Annotated in this window: 18 protein-coding genes; all 18 read left to right on the top strand. The window is 65.0% G+C overall.

Annotated features, from left to right (window positions below):
• Nucleotides 1-26: 26 nt before the first annotated feature.
• The 18 genes from BFL43_RS16300 (at nucleotide 27) to BFL43_RS16215 (ending at nucleotide 16670) form a co-directional block, all read left to right on the top strand.
• Complete coding sequence (locus BFL43_RS16300; RefSeq protein ID WP_084837404.1) at nucleotides 27-218, top strand: ferredoxin; 192 nt, start codon at nucleotides 27-29, stop codon at nucleotides 216-218.
• 15 nt (nucleotides 219-233) lie between these two features.
• Nucleotides 234-785, top strand: a complete 552-nt coding sequence (locus BFL43_RS16295) for a hypothetical protein (RefSeq protein ID WP_084893562.1) — start codon at nucleotides 234-236, stop codon at nucleotides 783-785.
• Between the two features lie 8 nt (nucleotides 786-793).
• Complete coding sequence (locus BFL43_RS16290) at nucleotides 794-2059, top strand: hypothetical protein (protein WP_084893561.1); 1266 nt, start codon at nucleotides 794-796, stop codon at nucleotides 2057-2059.
• A 6-nt stretch (nucleotides 2060-2065) separates the two neighbouring features.
• Nucleotides 2066-2938, top strand: coding sequence for an SDR family NAD(P)-dependent oxidoreductase (locus BFL43_RS16285; RefSeq protein ID WP_084893560.1), 873 nt, complete (start codon nucleotides 2066-2068; stop codon nucleotides 2936-2938).
• Between the two features lie 31 nt (nucleotides 2939-2969).
• A complete protein-coding gene (locus BFL43_RS16280) occupies nucleotides 2970-3638 on the top strand; it encodes a hotdog fold domain-containing protein (RefSeq protein WP_084893559.1) in 669 nt (222 codons plus the stop codon).
• A gap of 25 nt (nucleotides 3639-3663) precedes the next feature.
• Nucleotides 3664-4437 (top strand): TIGR03084 family metal-binding protein, encoded by a 774-nt coding sequence (locus BFL43_RS16275; RefSeq protein WP_084893558.1) that lies wholly within the window; start codon nucleotides 3664-3666, stop codon nucleotides 4435-4437.
• Complete coding sequence (locus tag BFL43_RS16270; protein ID WP_084893557.1) at nucleotides 4434-6143, top strand: acyclic terpene utilization AtuA family protein; 1710 nt, start codon at nucleotides 4434-4436, stop codon at nucleotides 6141-6143. Before BFL43_RS16275 ends, BFL43_RS16270 begins: the two co-directional genes overlap by 4 nt.
• Nucleotides 6144-7307 (top strand): acyl-CoA dehydrogenase family protein, encoded by a 1164-nt coding sequence (locus tag BFL43_RS16265; RefSeq protein WP_084893556.1) that lies wholly within the window; start codon nucleotides 6144-6146, stop codon nucleotides 7305-7307. It begins immediately after the preceding gene.
• A gap of 32 nt (nucleotides 7308-7339) precedes the next feature.
• Complete coding sequence (locus BFL43_RS16260; RefSeq protein ID WP_240498317.1) at nucleotides 7340-8875, top strand: carboxyl transferase domain-containing protein; 1536 nt, start codon at nucleotides 7340-7342, stop codon at nucleotides 8873-8875.
• Nucleotides 8876-8883: 8 nt separating this feature from the next.
• Nucleotides 8884-10845: a biotin carboxylase N-terminal domain-containing protein gene (locus BFL43_RS16255; RefSeq protein WP_240498304.1), complete on the top strand. Its 1962-nt coding sequence runs from the start codon at nucleotides 8884-8886 to the stop codon at nucleotides 10843-10845.
• Between the two features lie 11 nt (nucleotides 10846-10856).
• The gene (locus tag BFL43_RS16250) at nucleotides 10857-12014 is read left to right on the top strand and encodes an acyl-CoA dehydrogenase family protein (protein WP_084893554.1); all 1158 of its coding nucleotides are present in this window, start codon (nucleotides 10857-10859) and stop codon (nucleotides 12012-12014) included.
• A gap of 1 nt (nucleotide 12015) precedes the next feature.
• Nucleotides 12016-12771, top strand: a complete 756-nt coding sequence (locus tag BFL43_RS16245) for an enoyl-CoA hydratase family protein (RefSeq protein ID WP_084893553.1) — start codon at nucleotides 12016-12018, stop codon at nucleotides 12769-12771.
• Nucleotides 12765-13361, top strand: coding sequence for a TetR/AcrR family transcriptional regulator (locus BFL43_RS16240; protein ID WP_084893679.1), 597 nt, complete (start codon nucleotides 12765-12767; stop codon nucleotides 13359-13361). Before BFL43_RS16245 ends, BFL43_RS16240 begins: the two co-directional genes overlap by 7 nt.
• A gap of 97 nt (nucleotides 13362-13458) precedes the next feature.
• Complete coding sequence (locus BFL43_RS16235; RefSeq protein ID WP_084893552.1) at nucleotides 13459-13917, top strand: ATPase; 459 nt, start codon at nucleotides 13459-13461, stop codon at nucleotides 13915-13917.
• A complete protein-coding gene (locus tag BFL43_RS16230) occupies nucleotides 13904-14248 on the top strand; it encodes a metalloregulator ArsR/SmtB family transcription factor (protein WP_084893678.1) in 345 nt (114 codons plus the stop codon). The genes BFL43_RS16235 and BFL43_RS16230 overlap by 14 nt, the downstream gene beginning before the upstream one ends.
• A gap of 27 nt (nucleotides 14249-14275) precedes the next feature.
• Complete coding sequence (locus BFL43_RS16225; protein ID WP_084893551.1) at nucleotides 14276-14809, top strand: ferritin; 534 nt, start codon at nucleotides 14276-14278, stop codon at nucleotides 14807-14809.
• Between the two features lie 46 nt (nucleotides 14810-14855).
• Entirely contained in the window at nucleotides 14856-15653 is a 798-nt protein-coding gene (locus BFL43_RS16220; protein WP_084893550.1) for a crotonase/enoyl-CoA hydratase family protein, read from the top strand.
• Nucleotides 15654-16094: 441 nt separating this feature from the next.
• Complete coding sequence (locus BFL43_RS16215) at nucleotides 16095-16670, top strand: DUF559 domain-containing protein (protein WP_168176659.1); 576 nt, start codon at nucleotides 16095-16097, stop codon at nucleotides 16668-16670.
• Nucleotides 16671-16800: the final 130 nt, after the last annotated feature.

Genomic DNA, 16800 nt, shown 5'->3' with positions numbered 1-16800 from the left:
TGCCACGAGCTCTGGAGGTGGTTCCGATGAGAATCGAAGTGGATCTAGATCTGTGTCAGGGGCACGGAATGTGCGAGATGGAAGCCCCCGACCTGTTCGAAGCAGAACGTGACTCTGTGAATCTCCTTGATTCACAACCAGATAGCAGTCATTTGGCGGACGTGGAACGCGCAGTGCGCTACTGTCCGACGCAAGCCCTCAGAATCGTTGAAGAATGAAAGTTGGTTACTGTCATGTCTTTTGATCGTTCCGAACTCGACGAGATGGTCGAGCGCTGGTTGCAGGGAAACATCGACTGTGAGAAGACCGGCGATTGGCGGCCGCTGGCCGACTTCTACACCGAAGACGCCACCTACGGCTGGAATTACGGCGCCAAGCACGACTTCATGGCGATCGGACGCGAACAGATCCGGGACTACGCGATCGGATACGAGATGGACGGCCTCGACGGCTGGACCTACCCGTACCAGTCCTGGGTGATCGACGAGAAGACCGGCGACATGCTGGGGTTGTGGAAGCAGATCTTCGAGGCCACCCGGCCGGACGGGAGCCACTACGGACTCGAGGGCATCCAGGGCAGCTGGTTCAAGTACGCCGGCGATTTCAAGTGGGGCTGGCAGCGAGACTTCTTCGACTACGGCAACGTCACCGCCCTGTTCATGGAGATGATGACCGACGGCGTGATGAGCAAGGGAATGCAGGGGCGCATCGATCGCGTGCTCAATGCCAAAGAGTTGCTGCCGGGTTGGTACCCCCTCGGCAAAACGCCGGTTCCGATGTGGTGATCTGACCCATGTCGTACGCAGCCCTCGACCGCACGACCCTGGCGAAGCTGGTCCCCGAACTCCTGTTGTCGGGCCAGTTGATCGACCGGTCTGGAATGGCCCACTGCATCGCAGCATTCGGACGCGAGACCATGGCCCAGATCGCCATCGAAGAATGGATGGCGGCCAGCCCCGTCTACACCAAGCGGATGCGCACCGCGTTGCAGATCGACGGTGACGGGGTGGCGGACATGTTCAAGTGTCTCCAGCTCGACATCGGCGCTCCGCCGCAATTCATGGACTTCCGCTACACCATCTACGACGAGTACCACGGTGAGTTCGTGCTCAATCACTGTGGCGCACTGATGGATGTCGAGCCGATGGGTGACGATTACGTCACCTCGATGTGCCACGACATCGAAGATCCGACGTTCGACGCCACCGCCATCGCCACGAATCGGCGTGCCCGGATCCGGCCTATCCATCGGCCGCCGCGCAGGCCCGAGGGGCAGCACCCGCACTGCGCATGGACGGTGACGATCGAACCAGACCGGGATGAGCTTCCACTGCCTCCGGAGTCGATCATCATGTCGGGCACCCGGGCCGCCCAAGCCGAATTGTCGACGATCGAGCCCGGGGGCGACGGCCACGACGACTACCTCGGTCCGGTCTGGGAGGACCTGAAGTTCGAGGATTGGTCACATTCCGCACTCGTGCGGATCGCGGAAGAGGTGGCGCTGCAGCACCAGTTGCTGGCTCTCGGTTTCCTGATGTCAGTACGCGGGAAGACCGATGAGGACGGGGCCATCGAGATCTTCCGGAAGCAACTCACCGGGATCAGCGGACTGACCGCGGATCGCCTGCGGCAGAGTCTCGGTCTCGACCGCGGAGCCGAAGACCTGGCAACGGTGCTGCGGCTCCACCCCATTCTGGGGCCTGTCCAGTACACCGGTGTCCAGGTCGAGACGGCCGGCTCGGGAGACGAGGCCATCGTCAGGGTGCGATTGCCCCGATCATCCGACGCCGTTGCGGATGACGGATGGTTGGCGCACCTCGATCCCGACCACCTCGAGCCGGTGTTGGCGATGGCCACCGCAGTCGACCTGAGTTGGTCCGCAGTGTCCGGATACTCGGATGGCGACGACCTGGTGATCGAGATATCTCATGGCACCCCGCTCGAGAAGGAACTCGGGGAGGTTGCGATCGCGCGCTTCAGCGGTGGCGCAACGTTCGAGTTCGAGGACCGTGGCCGCGGTATCCCGCTGTCGATCACTCCGGTGACGGCAGGTACCTGAGCGGCCGTGAGCACACAACATCTGCTCGGCAAACGTGCGGTCGTTGCGGGGTCGAGTAGAGGCATCGGACTCGCCGTCGCGAAAGCGCTTGCCGCCGAGGGTGCGTCGGTGATCGTCAACGGGCGGGATGATTCGACGACCAAGGCGGCTGCGCACGAGTTGGTGAGCGGAGGTGGCCGGTCCATACCGGTGGTGGGGAACGTCGCCGACGAGGAGGTGGCGCATCGGTTGGTCGAGGCGTCGGTCAGCGAGTTCGGTGGCATAGACATCGTCATCAACTGCGCGGGGGTCGCCGAGCCCGCGGGTTCGTCGATCTTGACGATGAGCACCTACGAGTTCTTCGCCCAGCTCGACGCCCATCTCGTGAGCACCTTCGAACTGGCGAAAGCCGCGGCCCCGATTCTGGTGCGGCAGGGCTCGGGTGCGATCGTCACCACCGGTTCCGCCGCATCGGCAGGCAACTTCGGCGGCACCGGTTACCCGGCAGGTAAAGGCGGGGTCAACAGCCTGTCGGTTGCGCTCGCCGCAGACCTTGCGCCACACGGCGTACGGGTGAACGTGGTGTGCCCGGGCGGTAAGACGCGCTTGTCCACCGGACCCGAGTACGAGGCGCACATCAACGACCTGTTCGAGCGTGGGCTTCTCGATGCCGGTACACGCGACGCTGCGCTCGATCCGGCGCCTCCCGACTACGTCGCGCCGCTCTATGCCTACCTCTCGAGTGACCTCGCATCAGGGATCACCGGCCAGATCTACAGTGCTGCCGGTGGATTCATCGGTCGATACCCGGCCTTCGAGCCCTCATTCGTGGCGTACCGGGGCCACGACGACGAACCGCCCTACACCCTCACTGAGCTGGCAAAGCTGGTCACCGAATAACCAGGGTCGCGCACGTGGTAGGTGTTCAGTCATGACTGCAGCACCTGACCCCCTGGCCGCCCTCGCGATCTCCGCATCTCCCGGTGAGCCGTATGGCACCGTGCTGCGACAGCACGTCGGCGCCGGGCTCGTCGACCACCGCGGTGAGGTGGGGCTTTCTGCGATCGCGACTCTCGCCGAAATGGTGGGCGGGTCGAGTTTCTATCACTCCCAGCCGCCGGGGACGGCGACCGTGCAATCGCGGCTGTCGCTGTCCGTTCCGGAACCGGTCACCCTCGGAGCGCGCGTGACCGGGCGCGGTCGTGTCGTCGGCGCGGTCGAGGGTCACGGCACGACCTATGCCGAGCTCGTCGAGGACACCACCGGAGCCGTGGTGTGTTCGGCCACGGGGCGCGCCGTTGTCGTCAGCAGGGCGACCGGGGAGATACCTCGACGCGACGCAGTGGCGACAGAGTCCGAGATGCTCGGCGCGAGCTTGCCCGAAACGCCCGATCCAGCCCTGACCGGACGCGAGATCCTTCTCGGCCTGGCCGACGGAACCATTGCTCCGGGGCCCATCCAGAACGTCCTGGGGATGGCAGTCACCGCCGTGGGGGAGTCGAATGTCGTCGTGACCGCGACGCCGGGCCCGGCGATGGCCAACCAGGCGGCGTCGGTGGCACGGTCGGACCTAAAAACAAGCACTTGTGCTTGCTTTTGATCAGGGCCCGTGTGATGCTGGCGGCGTGAGCATCGTGGACGAACTGGTGTCAGACCTGTCCGCCGAGACCGAGGTGGTCGACCGGTTGGTGGCAGATCTGCCCGAATCGGATTGGGACACGCCGACTCCGGCTGCCGGCTGGACGGTGAAGGACCAGATCGCGCACCTGTCGTGGACTGACGAACAGGCGCGGATCGCAGCCACCGACAAGGTGGCCTTCGACGACATCCTCAAGGTGGCGTGGCAGAACCCGACCGGCTTCGTCGACGACGGCGCCCGGGAGGAGGCCGGCAAACCGACCGGGCAACTCCTCGACGAATGGCGAAAGCGGCGGCTAGCACTCGCGGACGCCCTCGTCGCCACCCCGAGCGGAGAGAAGCTCCCGTGGTTCGGGCCGCCGATGTCCGCGGCGTCGATGGCCACCGCGCGACTGATGGAGGTCTGGGCGCACGGACTCGACGTCGCCGATGCGCTCGGTGTGGTGAACGCACCGACCGATCGTCTGAAACCCATTGCGCATCTGGGTGTTCGGACCCGGGACTTCGCGTATCAGGTCAACGGCGAAATACCGCCCACCGACGACTTCCGGGTCGAACTGGCAGCGCCGGACGGTTCGACATGGACGTGGGGGCCGGATGATGCCACCCAGCGCATCACCGGATCCGCACTCGACTTCTGCCTGCTCGTCACCCAGCGGCGAAATCCTTCAGAGCTCGACATCGAGACAACCGGCGAAGACGCGGCGCACTGGGCAACCATCGCGCAGTGCTTCGCCGGACCTCCGGGACGCGGCCGATGACGGCCTCGATCCGGGTCGGCAACTCGTCCGGCTTCTACGGCGACCGGTTCTCGGCGATGCAGGAGATGCTCACCGGCGGGCAACTCGACTACCTCACCGGCGACTACCTCGCCGAGCTCACCATGCTCATCCTCGGCCGAGATCGGCTCAGGGATCCCGGGCTCGGTTACGCCAAAACGTTTCTGCGGCAACTGGAATCCAACCTGGGGACCGCCCTGGACGCGGGCGTGAAGATCGTCAGCAACGCCGGCGGAGTCAATCCTGCCGGCCTGGCGCAGGCGCTCACCGAACTCGCGGACAAACTGGGACTGTCACCGACCATCGCCTACGTCGACGGCGACGACCTGACCAATCATGCGGCCGATCTCGGGTTGGGGTCACCGCTCACCGCGAACGCCTACCTGGGTGGGTTCGGGATCGCCGCCGCACTGAGTTCCGGCGCCGACATCGTCGTCACCGGCCGGGTCACCGATGCATCCCTGACCGTCGGGCCGGCTGTCGCCCACTTCGGTTGGAAGCCAGGGGATCTCGACCAACTGGCCGGCGCGGTTGTGGCAGGCCACATCATCGAATGCGGAGCACAGGCCACCGGCGGAAACTACTCCTTCTTCACCGAGATCAAGGACATGGCGCACCTGGGGTTCCCGATCGCCGAGATCGCGAACGACGGCAGTTCGGTCATCACCAAGCACGCGGGTACCGGCGGGGCGGTCACCGTCGGTACCGTCACCGCGCAATTGCTGTACGAGATCACCGGTCCCCGTTATCTCGGGCCCGATGCGACCACACGTCTGGACTCGATCACCCTCTCCGACCTCGGCGACGACCGAGTCCAGGTCAGCGGTGTGAAGGGCGAAGCTCCGCCCGACACGCTCAAGGTGTCTCTCAACCACCTCGCGGGTTTCCGCAACGAGGTCACGATGGTCCTGACCGGCCTCGACATCGACGCCAAGGCCGAACTGGTCCGCAGCCAATTCGAGGCTGCGCTCGACCCGGCACCTGCCGACCTCGCCTGGACCCTGACCCGGCTCGACCAGCGCGATGCTCCTACCGAGCAGCAGGCCAGCGCGTTGCTGCAATGCATCGCCAAGGATTCCGACCCGAAGGTGGTGGGACGGCAGTTCTCTTCGGCAGCAGTCGAATTGGCCCTGGCCAGTTACCCCGGGTTCACGATGACCGCACCTCCGGGGCAGGGCGCGCCGTTCGCGGTGTTCGAGGCCGGTTACGTGCCTGCTTCTGCGGTCACGCACACCGTCCACCTCGCTGACGGCACCGAGCAGGTGATCGCGCCGAGCCCGCTGGCGACGTCGGAGATCCCTGAGCCGATCACCGAACGGACGACGCCGGACACGACGGCAAGCTCGTGGGGGCCTACCCGGGTCGCACCACTCGGGGAGGTTGCCGGCGCGCGGAGTGGCGACAAAGGGGGCAATGCGAACGTCGGTGTCTGGGTCAGGGATGCCGGGCATTACGACTGGCTGGCAGCGACTCTCACCGTCGAGGCGTTCAAGCACCTCATACCGGAAGCAGCTGAGCTCACGGTCCACCGCCACGAGCTACCGAACCTCCTCGCCGTCAACTTCGTCATCGAAGGCATCCTCGGCCGAGGAGTCGCCGACAACGTCAGGTTCGATCCACAGGCAAAAGGGCTGGGGGAGTGGCTGCGTTCGCGTCACGTCGCCATCCCTGTCGAGTTTGGAGAATGAATGAAGACTCTCGAAGCGCCGGCGTGGGGCACGCCGGAACGATCTCAATTACGCAGCACCGTCAAGGCTTTCGCAGAACGGCACATCCTGCCCTATCAGGATGAGTGGGAGCAGATCGGCGAGCTGCCGCTCGACCTCCACAAGCAGGCGGCCGAGGTCGGTCTGCTGGGACTGGGATTCGGCGAAGACGTCGGCGGATCCGGAGGCGACCTGATCGACGCCACCATCCTGGGTGAAGAACTGCACTATGCGGGCGTCGCCGGGGGTGTGTTCTCGTCGCTGCTCACCTGCGGCATCGCGCTGCCGCACCTCATCGGAGCCGGTGACCGCGAACAGATCGACCGCTGGGTCCGGCCGACACTTGCCGGCGAGAAGATCGGCAGCCTGGCCATCACCGAACCCGGTGGCGGCAGCGACGTCGGGCATCTGACCACCGCGGCAGTGCGCGACGGCGACGACTACATCGTCAACGGATCGAAGACCTACATCACCTCAGGGGTCCGTGCCGACTTCGTGGTGACCGCCGTTCGGACCGGCGGGCCGGGCGCCGGTGGCGTGTCACTGCTCGTCGTGGAGAAGGGCACACCGGGGTTCACGGTCACCCGCAAACTCGACAAGATGGGTTGGCGCGCGTCCGATACCGCCGAGCTCGCCTACGTCGACGTGCGGGTTCCAGTCGGCAATCTCGTCGGTGCCGAGAACTCCGGGTTCCTGCAGATCGCTCAGGCGTTTGTCACCGAGCGGGTCGGGCTCGCAGTGCAGGCCTACGCGAGTGCGCAGAGATGTCTCGACCTCACCCTCGACTGGGTGCGCGAACGCGAGACGTTCGGCAAACCGCTCATCGCCCGTCAATCGGTCCAGGAGGCGGTGACCGACATGGCGCGCAAGATCGATGTCGCCCGCACGTACACCCACGCCGTCGTCAATGCCGCGATGGCCGGCGAGACAGACCTGATCGCCGAGGTGTGCTTCGCCAAGAACACCGCGGTCGAGGCAGGTGAGTGGGTGGCGAACAAGGCGGTTCAGCTCTTCGGCGGCGCCGGATACATGACCGGAACCGAGGTCGAACGGCAATACCGAGACATGCGGATCATCGGCATCGGTGGCGGTACCACCGAGATCCTCACCGGCCTGGCCGGCAAGAGATTGGGGTACCACCCGTGAGCGCACCCGAGACCACGAATGCGACCGAGTCGATGCTCGGCAAGATCGCCGAACTCGAAGAACTGTTCACGCGGGCCCTTGCGGGTGGCGGTGAGAAGAAGATCGCCAAGCATCGTCAGCGTGGGAAGCTCCTTCCGCGTGAACGGATCGAACTCCTCATCGACGAAGACAGCCCGTTCCTCGAACTGTCTCCGATCGCTGCCTACGGATCCGACTTCCCGGTCGGCGCCTCGATCGTCACCGGCATCGGGATCATCGAGGGCGTCGAGTGCGTCCTGGTTGCCAACGACCCGACCGTGCGCGGCGGCACCTCCAACCCGTGGACATTGCGTAAAGGGCTGCGCGCCAACCAGATCGCCCTGGAGAACCGCCTGCCGCTGATCAACTTGGTGGAATCCGGCGGCGCCGATCTCCCGACGCAGAAGGAGGTCTTCATCCCGGGCGGCGCGATGTTCCGTGACCTCACGCGACTTTCCGCGGCGGGAATTCCGACGCTGTCTCTCGTCTTCGGCAACTCGACGGCCGGTGGCGCCTACCTGCCGGGCATGTCCGATCACACCGTCATGATCGAGGGGCAGTCCAAGGTCTTCCTCGGTGGCCCGCCCCTGGTGAAGATGGCCACCGGTGAGATCAGCGACGACGAGTCGCTCGGTGGTGCCCAGATGCACGCACGAACGTCGGGCCTCGCCGACTACTACGCCGCCGACGAGCAGGACGCCATCCGGATCGGGAGACGGATCGTCGCGCGTCTGAACTGGCGTAAGAAGGGGCCGGGCCCGGTCGCGGACACAATCGAACCACGCTTTCCGGCAAGCGATCTGCTCGGCATCGTCCCGGGCGATCTGCGGATCCCGTTCGATCCCCGTGACGTGATCGCCCGCCTCGTCGACGACAGCTTGTTCGACGAGTTCAAACCCGAGTACGGATCGTCACTGTGCACCGGATGGGCGCGCATCCACGGCTATCCCATCGGCATCTTGGCAAACGCCCAAGGTGTGCTGTTCAGCGCCGAGGCGCAGAAGGCGACACAGTTCATCCAGCTCGCCAATCGCTCGAACACACCGCTGTTGTTTCTGCACAACACCACCGGCTACATGGTCGGTCAGGAGTACGAGCGAGGCGGCATCATCAAGCACGGCTCGATGATGATCAACGCGGTGTCGAACTCGACCGTTCCCCACATCTCGATGCTGATCGGGGCGAGCTATGGCGCCGGACACTACGGGATGTGTGGCCGCGCCTACAACCCGCGATTCCTGTTCAGCTGGCCGAGCGCGAAATCGGCCGTGATGGGCGCCGCGCAGCTCGCCGGCGTGATCTCGATGGTCTCGCGCGCCGCCACCGAAGCGCGCGGCGGCACCGTGGACGAGGACGCCGACGCCGGTATGCGGGCGATGATCGAGGCCCAGATCGAGAAAGAATCCATGCCCGCCTTCTTGTCCGGGATGATGTACGACGACGGCATCATCGACCCGCGTGACAGCAGAACCGTTCTCGGTCTCTGTCTCTCGGCGATCGACAACGGACCGGTCGAGGGCACGAGCAACTTCGGCGTCTTCCGGATGTGATGGAGAACATGCACACAGTATTGGTAGCCAACCGCGGTGAGATCGCCCTTCGGGTTTTCGCCACCTGTCGTCGACTCGGCATCGGCACCGTCGCGGTGTACTCCGACCCCGACGCCGATGCGCCCCACGTGGCGGCCGCCGATGTGGCGGTGCGTCTCCCGGGCAACACCTCGGCGCAGACCTACCTCGACATCGACCAGCTGATCGCTGCGGCAGTCGCGGCCGGCGCCGACGCTGTGCATCCCGGTTACGGATTCCTTTCCGAGAACGCGGCTTTCGCACGTGCGGTCCACAATGCCGGACTGACCTGGATCGGGCCGCCTGCAGCCGCGATCGATGCCATGGGTTCCAAGGTCAATGCCAAGGCGATCATGGAGCGTGCCGGTGTGCCGGTGCTCGGCAACCTCGACCCCGCCACCATCACCGACGGCGAACTGCCGGTGTTGATCAAGGCGTCGTCCGGAGGTGGTGGGCGTGGCATGCGGATCGTGCGCGACCTGGCCGACCTGAAAGAGCAGGTCTCCGGAGCGGCCCGGGAGGCCGCCTCCGCGTTCGGCGACGACACCGTGTTCTGTGAGCCCTACATCGAACGCGGCCACCACATCGAGGTACAGATCCTCGGCGACGACGCGGGCACCGTGTGGGCGGTCGGTGAACGTGAGTGCTCCATCCAGCGCCGCCACCAGAAAGTCATCGAAGAGGCGCCGTCCCCGCTGGTCGAGCGAGTGGGACAAGGACTGCGCGACAAGCTCTTCGACGCGGCGCGCTCTGCGGGGTCGGCGATCGGCTACACCGGGGCGGGCACGGTGGAATTCCTCGCCGATGACGACGGCCGGTTCTACTTCCTGGAGATGAACACCCGCCTGCAGGTGGAGCATCCGGTCACCGAGGAGACCAGCGGTCTGGATCTGGTGGCCTGGCAGCTGCAGATCGCGGGCGGCGAGTCGTTGCCGCCCACCCCGCCGGAGCCGCGGGGACATTCCATCGAGGTTCGTCTCTACGCCGAGGACCCGGCTGCCGATTGGCAACCCCAGTCCGGACACATCCACCACTTCGTTGTCACCGCCGACAGCAGCTTCACCCGACTCGGGGCCGCCGGTGTCCGGCTCGACTCCGGGATCGTCGACGGCAACGAGATCTCCACCTACTACGACCCGATGCTCGCGAAGGTCATCAGCTGGGCGCCCGACCGCACCACCGCCATCAATCTGCTGGCCGGGGCGCTGGGATCGGCCCGACTGCACGGACCCCGGACCAATCGGGACATGTTGGTCAACATGCTGCGGCACAGTCAGTTCCGTTCGGGCGACACGACCACCAAGTTCATCGACGAGATCGGAATCGACGTGTTGTCGGCGCCACTGGCCGGCCCCGAACAGGTACGTCTGGCCGCGATCGCGGTGGCCCTCGCCGACGCAGCGACGAATCGACAGCGTGCCGCGATCTCGCCGGGACTGCCTGCCGGGTGGCGCAATCTTGCGTCGGGTCCGCAGTCGAAGGGATATCTGCACGGCGACAACGAGATCGAGGTCCGTTACCGGAACACGCGGGACGGCATGCTGCTGCCAGACGATCCCGAGGTCTCCGTGGGGACGATCACCCCCGATGCGGTGATCCTCACCGTGGGTGGCGTCGACAGGCGATTCGTCGTCGACCGACTCGGGGACTCGGTGTGGGTGGACTTCACCGGTGGATCGGCAGCCCTGACGCGCAAGCCACGCTTCGTCGATCCGGCCGAGGTCAGTGCGCCTGGATCCCTGCTGGCCCCGATGCCGGGATCGGTCATCCGGATCGCGGTGGTGTTGGGGCAGGAGATCAAACGCGGCGATCCACTGATGTGGCTCGAAGCGATGAAGATGGAACACACGATCGCTGCGTCTGCTGACGGAATCGTCGAAGAATTGCCGGTGGCAGCGGGACAACAAGTGGCGGTCGGGGAAATCCTCGCTGTCATCACGGAACAGGATTGAGGGAAGACATCGTGAGCTTTGTGGAGACCGACGAACAGAAGGCACTGCGCAGTTCGGTGGCCGCCCTCGGTGGCCGATTCGGAAGCGAGTACTTCCAGGAATGCGCCCGCGCCGGCCGAAAGACCGACGAATTGTGGACAGAGGCGGGGAAACTCGGCTTCATCGGGGTGAATCTGCCCGAAGAGTACGGCGGCGGTGGAGCCGGGATGTACGAGCTGTCGATCGTGATGGAGGAACTTGCCGCGATCGGCAGTGGCCTGCTGATGATGGTTGTGTCGCCGGCCATCTGCGGCAACGTGATCGCCCGGTTCGGCACCGAGGAGCAGAAGCAGAACTGGCTGCCGGGCCTGGCGGACGGCTCCATCACGATGGCTTTCGGCATCACCGAGCCGGACGCCGGTTCCAACTCTCACAACATCACCACGACCGCACGCCGGGATGGCAGCGATTGGTTGCTCTCGGGACGAAAGATCTACGTCTCGGGTGTCGATCAGGCGCAGGCCGTTCTCATCGTCGCCCGGACCGAGGACGCCAAGACCGGGCGACTCAAGCCGGCGCTGTTCATCGTCCCGACCGACGCTCCGAGCTTCGAGTTCCAGAAGATCGAGATGGAACTCCTCAACCCCGAGAAGCAGTTTCTCCTGTTCCTCGACGATGTGCGCTTGCCCGCCGATGCTCTGGTCGGGTCGGAGGACGCCGCGCTGAGCCAGCTCTTCGCCGGGCTCAACCCGGAACGCATCATGGCGGCGGCTTCTGCGGTCGGCATGGGCCGCTACGCGTTGGGCCGGGCCGTCGAGTACGTCAAGGAGCGCACGGTCTGGAAGACGCCCATCGGCGCGCACCAGGCGATCGCGCATCCGTTGGCGGTCGGCAAGATCGAGATGGAACTGGCCAAGCTGATGATGCAGAAGGCCGCGACCCTCTACGACGCCGGTGACGACTGGGGCGCAGCGGAACCGGCGAACATGGCGAAATACGCTGCCGCCGAGGCCTGCGTGAAGATCGTCGACCAGGCGGTGCATTCACTTGGTGGAAACGGACTGTCCACCGAATACGGGTTGGCACCTTTGCTCAACCTGTGTCGCATCGCCCGGGTGGCGCCGGTGAGCCGAGAGATGATCCTCAACTTCGTGGCGCAGAACAGCCTGGGCCTTCCGAAGTCGTACTGACGTGAGCGACGTCGTTCAGTACGCGGTGGATGCCGGGATCGCGACCATCACCTTCGACTCACCGGCCAACCGCAACGCCATCTCGGCCGCGCTGGTCGAGCAACTGAGCGATCGTCTCGTCGCCGTCCGGGACGACGATGCGGTTCGCGCCGTTGTCCTGACGCACACGGGTGGGACATTCTGTGCGGGAGCCGATCTCAGCGAGGCAGGTCGCGCTCGGCCCGACGTGATGATCGACCTCATGCGGTCGATTCTCGAACTGCCGAAGCCCGTGATCGGCCGGATCGACGGCCACGTCCGGGCCGGGGGATTCGGTTTCGTCGGCGCCTGCGATCTGGTGGCCGCCGGGCCGAAGAGCACGTTCGCACTGACCGAAGCGCGCATCGGGGTGGCCCCGGCGATGATCTCGCTGACGGTTCTGCCCCGGTTGACGTCGCGGGCCGCGTCCCGCTACTTCCTGACGGGGGAGAAGTTCGACGCCGCGACTGCGCAGGACATCGGGCTCATCACGGCCGCCGTCACCGAGACCGCAGAACTGGACGAGATCGTCACCGCGTGGTGTGCCGACCTCCGGAAGGGCTCACCGCAGGGCCTGGCCGCGAGCAAAGCCCTCACCACGGCGACGACACTTCGTGAGTTCGACCGGGATGCGGTGCGGTTGGTGGAGCAGTCGGCTACGTTGTTCGCCTCCGACGAGGCCAGGGCGGGGATGACGGCGTTCCTGACCAAGCAGCCGCCACCGTGGGTGACATCGTGACCACCCGTGTACCGCAACAGGATCGCAGCCGGGCAACACGGCAACGACTGCTCGAAGCGACCATCGAGGTCCTGGCCGTCGACGGCTGGGCCGCGTGCACCGTCGGGGTTGTCGCCGGCCGCGCCGGGGTCTCTCGCGGCGCGGCACAGCATCATTTCCCGACGCGCGAAGACCTGATCACCGCAGCGCTGGAGCACGTGTTCGAATCACTGACGATGCGCGCCACCGACGCCGCCGATCGGCTGCCACCAGGCGGAGAACGCATCGAGGTCGCGGTCGCGACAGCTGTCGATTTTTACACCGGTCCAGAATTCAAGGCAGCGCTGCAGGTCTGGTCCGCGGCAGCATCCGACGATGCACTCAAGAAGCTGATCCTTCCGCTCGAGGGTCGGTTCGGCGCCGCTGCTCATCGCCGGACGGTGCACATGCTCGGTGTCGACGACAGCGACCCACGAGTGCACCGCCTCGTCCAGGCGACGCTGGACTTCGCGCGTGGACTCGGGCTTGCAGACACCCTCTCCGACGACTCCGCTCGTCGCAAGCAGGTCGTCGCGGCATGGGCCGAGCAACTGCAGTCGTCACTTCGTTGATTCTTGTGCAACCGGGGGGTTGCGGGTAGTCCTTGGCATGTGCAATCCTGAGGTTGCAAGTCACCAATCCGCGAACTGCGAACCGGAGGACGACACCATGACCGACGAATTCGACCGCATCGAGAAGCAGATCGACATCGCCGCCGCTGCCGACCGTGTCTGGTCGTTGATCAGCGAACCCGGGTGGTACATCAATGACAAGGCCATCAGAGACCACCGGATCGAGCGGGTGGGTGATGTGGACATCGTCCACGATCCGGTCCACGGCGCATTCGCATTCCGGACGGTGACGCTCGACCCGCCGAGGTATGCGGCCTTTCGGTGGATTGCCGATTCGGCGGAGGTTGATGGACCGTCCACCCTGGTCGAATTCTGGATCGACGAAACCGGCTCGGACTCTGTGGTTCTCAAAGTCGTCGAGAGCGGATTTGCGTCGTTGCCCGGCGATGCCGCCGAGCGGCGCAGGAAGTTCGACGACAACACCGAGGGCTGGACCATCGAACTCGGAGTCGCCAAGGACCATCTCGAAGATGTTCAGTTCGATGTCCGGAGCTGAGGAGACCCTGCCCGCCGTCTTCGCCGCCCTTGCCGACGACACGCGCTGGAACATCCTGGTTCGGCTGGGTCGTTCGTCGGCGTCTGCGTCCGCGCTGGCGGCAGAGTTCCCGGTCTCTCGACAGGCGATCGCCAAACACCTTGCGGTGCTGGAAGAAACCGGACTCGTGTCAGCCGAGAAGGCCGGTCGCGAGGTGCGGTTCTCGGCTGTAGGTGCGCGTTTGAGTCGGATCGGCCGGGAACTCGGCACCATCGCGGCCGGCTGGGACCGCCGACTGGCCGACATCAAGGCGCAGGCGGAGGCTTCTGCATCCGAGGGAACCGACGTCTGAGAATTAGGCCAGGCTTATAGTAGCCGAATGGCTTCAGTCAGTAGGTTCGGTCAGCTACTCCGCGAACAGGTCGGCAACGAACTGTTCGCGTCCCAGCAGTACATCGCCGTTGCGATCTACTACGACAACCAGAAGCTGCCCCAGTTGGCCAAACACTTCTACGCGCAGGCCGTCGAAGAACGGAACCACGCGATGATGATCGTCCAGCACTTTCTCGATCGCGATGTGGTGGTGCCCATTTCGGGTATCCCCGCTCCGATCGTCGAGTTCGACGATTACATCGCGCCGCTCACTCTGGCGCTGGGTCACGAGAAGAAGGTCACCGACCAGATAGTTGCGCTCGCCAAAGCCGCGCGCGACGAGGGCGACTATCTCGGTGAGCAATTCATGCAGTGGTTCCTGAAGGAGCAGGTCGAAGAGGTCGCCGCGATGAACACGCTGCGAACCGTGGCGACTCGGACCGGTGGGACCCTGTTCGACCTCGAGGACTTCGTGTCACGCGAGATGGCGCCGGTCGGGTCCGATGCCACCGCACCGGCCGCCGCCGGTGGCAATCTGTAACTGCACATCGGTGGGTTCGACGGCGCCGGTCTGATAGGAAGTCTGAGTGACCACAAACCGCGTGACCTGCGAAGTGGACCAGGGCATCGCCCAGGTCCGACTGGATCGACCTGACAAGATGAATGCCCTCGACCCGGCGATGTTCGAGGCTCTGGTCGCAGTCGGCCGTGAGCTGATCGACCGGACCGATGTGTCCGCAGTGGTCATCGCGGGCGAGGGTCGCGCATTCTGCGCCGGCCTCGACATGGGACAGTTCGCGAAAATGGCAGGTGGCGTCGACGACCTCGTAGTCGAGACCGAACGCGTCGGCGCAGCGATGGCGCTCGGTCAGCAGGCGGCGCACATCTGGTCGCTGGTCCCGGTTCCGGTGATCGCAGCGCTACACGGAGTCGCGTTCGGAGGTGGTCTGCAGGTGGCCCTCGGTGCGGACATCAGAATCGCGGCACCCGATACGAAGTTGTCGGTGATGGAAATCGTGTGGGGTCTGATCCCGGACATGACGGGCACCCAGTTGCTGCCCGAACTCGTAGGCCGAGATGTCGCCAAGGAGCTGGTCTTCACAGGTCGTCGGATCAGTGGAACCGAGGCTGCCGCACTGGGTTTGGTGACTCGCACCGACGACGATCCGCTGGCCGCCGCGACGGCGCTGGCCACCGAGATCGCGGGGAACTCGCGCAATGCGCTCGTTCATGCGAAGCACTTGCTCGACCTTGCCGGTCACGCGACATTGGCCGACGGATTCGATGCCGAACAGGTGGCCATCCGCGAACTGATCGGATCGCCCGAACAAACCGAGGTCGTCCGCAAGCGCACGGAGGAGCTCGCCGCCCGCCGCAAGTCCTGACGCCGACCGTGCCCTTCCTGACGCCGACCGTGCCCTTCCTGACGCTGATCGTGCTCTTTCGGACGTCGATCGTGCCCTTCCTGACGCCGACCGTGCTGTTGGGTAGTTGAGTGGGCTGCTGCTTTTTGCAGCGGATGGAACCGGTCAGGCTCATTCAACGTCGTTTATTGCATGGAATCGGATGGCCCAACACTCTGGGGAGCGGCCCGATCACGGGCTGCGTCGCGTCGGCTGTACCGCGGTGTCCACGTCCCGTTGGACGCGGAGGTCGACCCGGCCTGGCAGATGCGTAGTGCACTGAACCGGGCTGGCCCCGGTGCTGTCATCGGCGGTCTGTCAGCCGCCATCTTGCATGGCATCGCTTGGTTCGACGACGAGTTCGAGGTCGAGGTTTGTCGGCCGGCCACCGGGCAGGGGCGAAATCGTGGCGGAATCAAGGTGGTGCGCGCAGATCTGGATCCGGGTGATGTGACGACTGTCGAAGGTATCCCGGTCTTGTCAGTGGTGCGGACCGCTTACGATTTAGGTCGAAGGCCCCCTGAATGGAGGGCCCTGGGCCATCTCGATGACCTGCTGAAGGTAACCGGCCTCAACACGTCTGACCTGTGGGCGTACATCCGCGCACATCCGGCGACGCGCGGGGTCTGCCAGATTCGTGGACTGATTCCTCACATCGATACGAGTTCTGAGTCTCCACCGGAGAGTTGGTTGCGACTGCTGATCGTTAGAGGCGAGCTGCCCAAACCGGAAACGCAGATTTCTCTGTACGACCAGAGCGGCCACGAGTTCGCTCGCTTCGACCTCGGGTATCGAAAGTATCGCATCGGAGTCGAGTATGACGGTGAAGAGTTCCACTCTACCGAGCAGCAACGTCTTCGCGACAAGGCTCGCGACGCGAAGACCGCAAGCCTGGGGTGGGTAACCGTTCGTGTTCGTGCCGAGCAACTTCGCAACGATCCGCAGGAGGTAGTGAGCGAGATGCGAAAGCATCTGTGGGACAGAGGGTATCGAGAATGAGCGCGGTCGTCGCCGCTCAGGGCACGATCGGAGTCCGGAAGGGCACGGTCGGCGTCTGGAAGGGCACGGTCGGCGTCTGGAAGGGCACGGTCGGCGGGTGGGGGCATGGCAAAGGCCCGTACCGCGAGGG

The organism is Williamsia sp. 1135 (genome assembly GCF_002095395.1).
Lineage (GTDB): Bacteria > Actinomycetota > Actinomycetes > Mycobacteriales > Mycobacteriaceae > Williamsia.
This window is presented reverse-complemented; position numbering and strand designations above follow the sequence as displayed.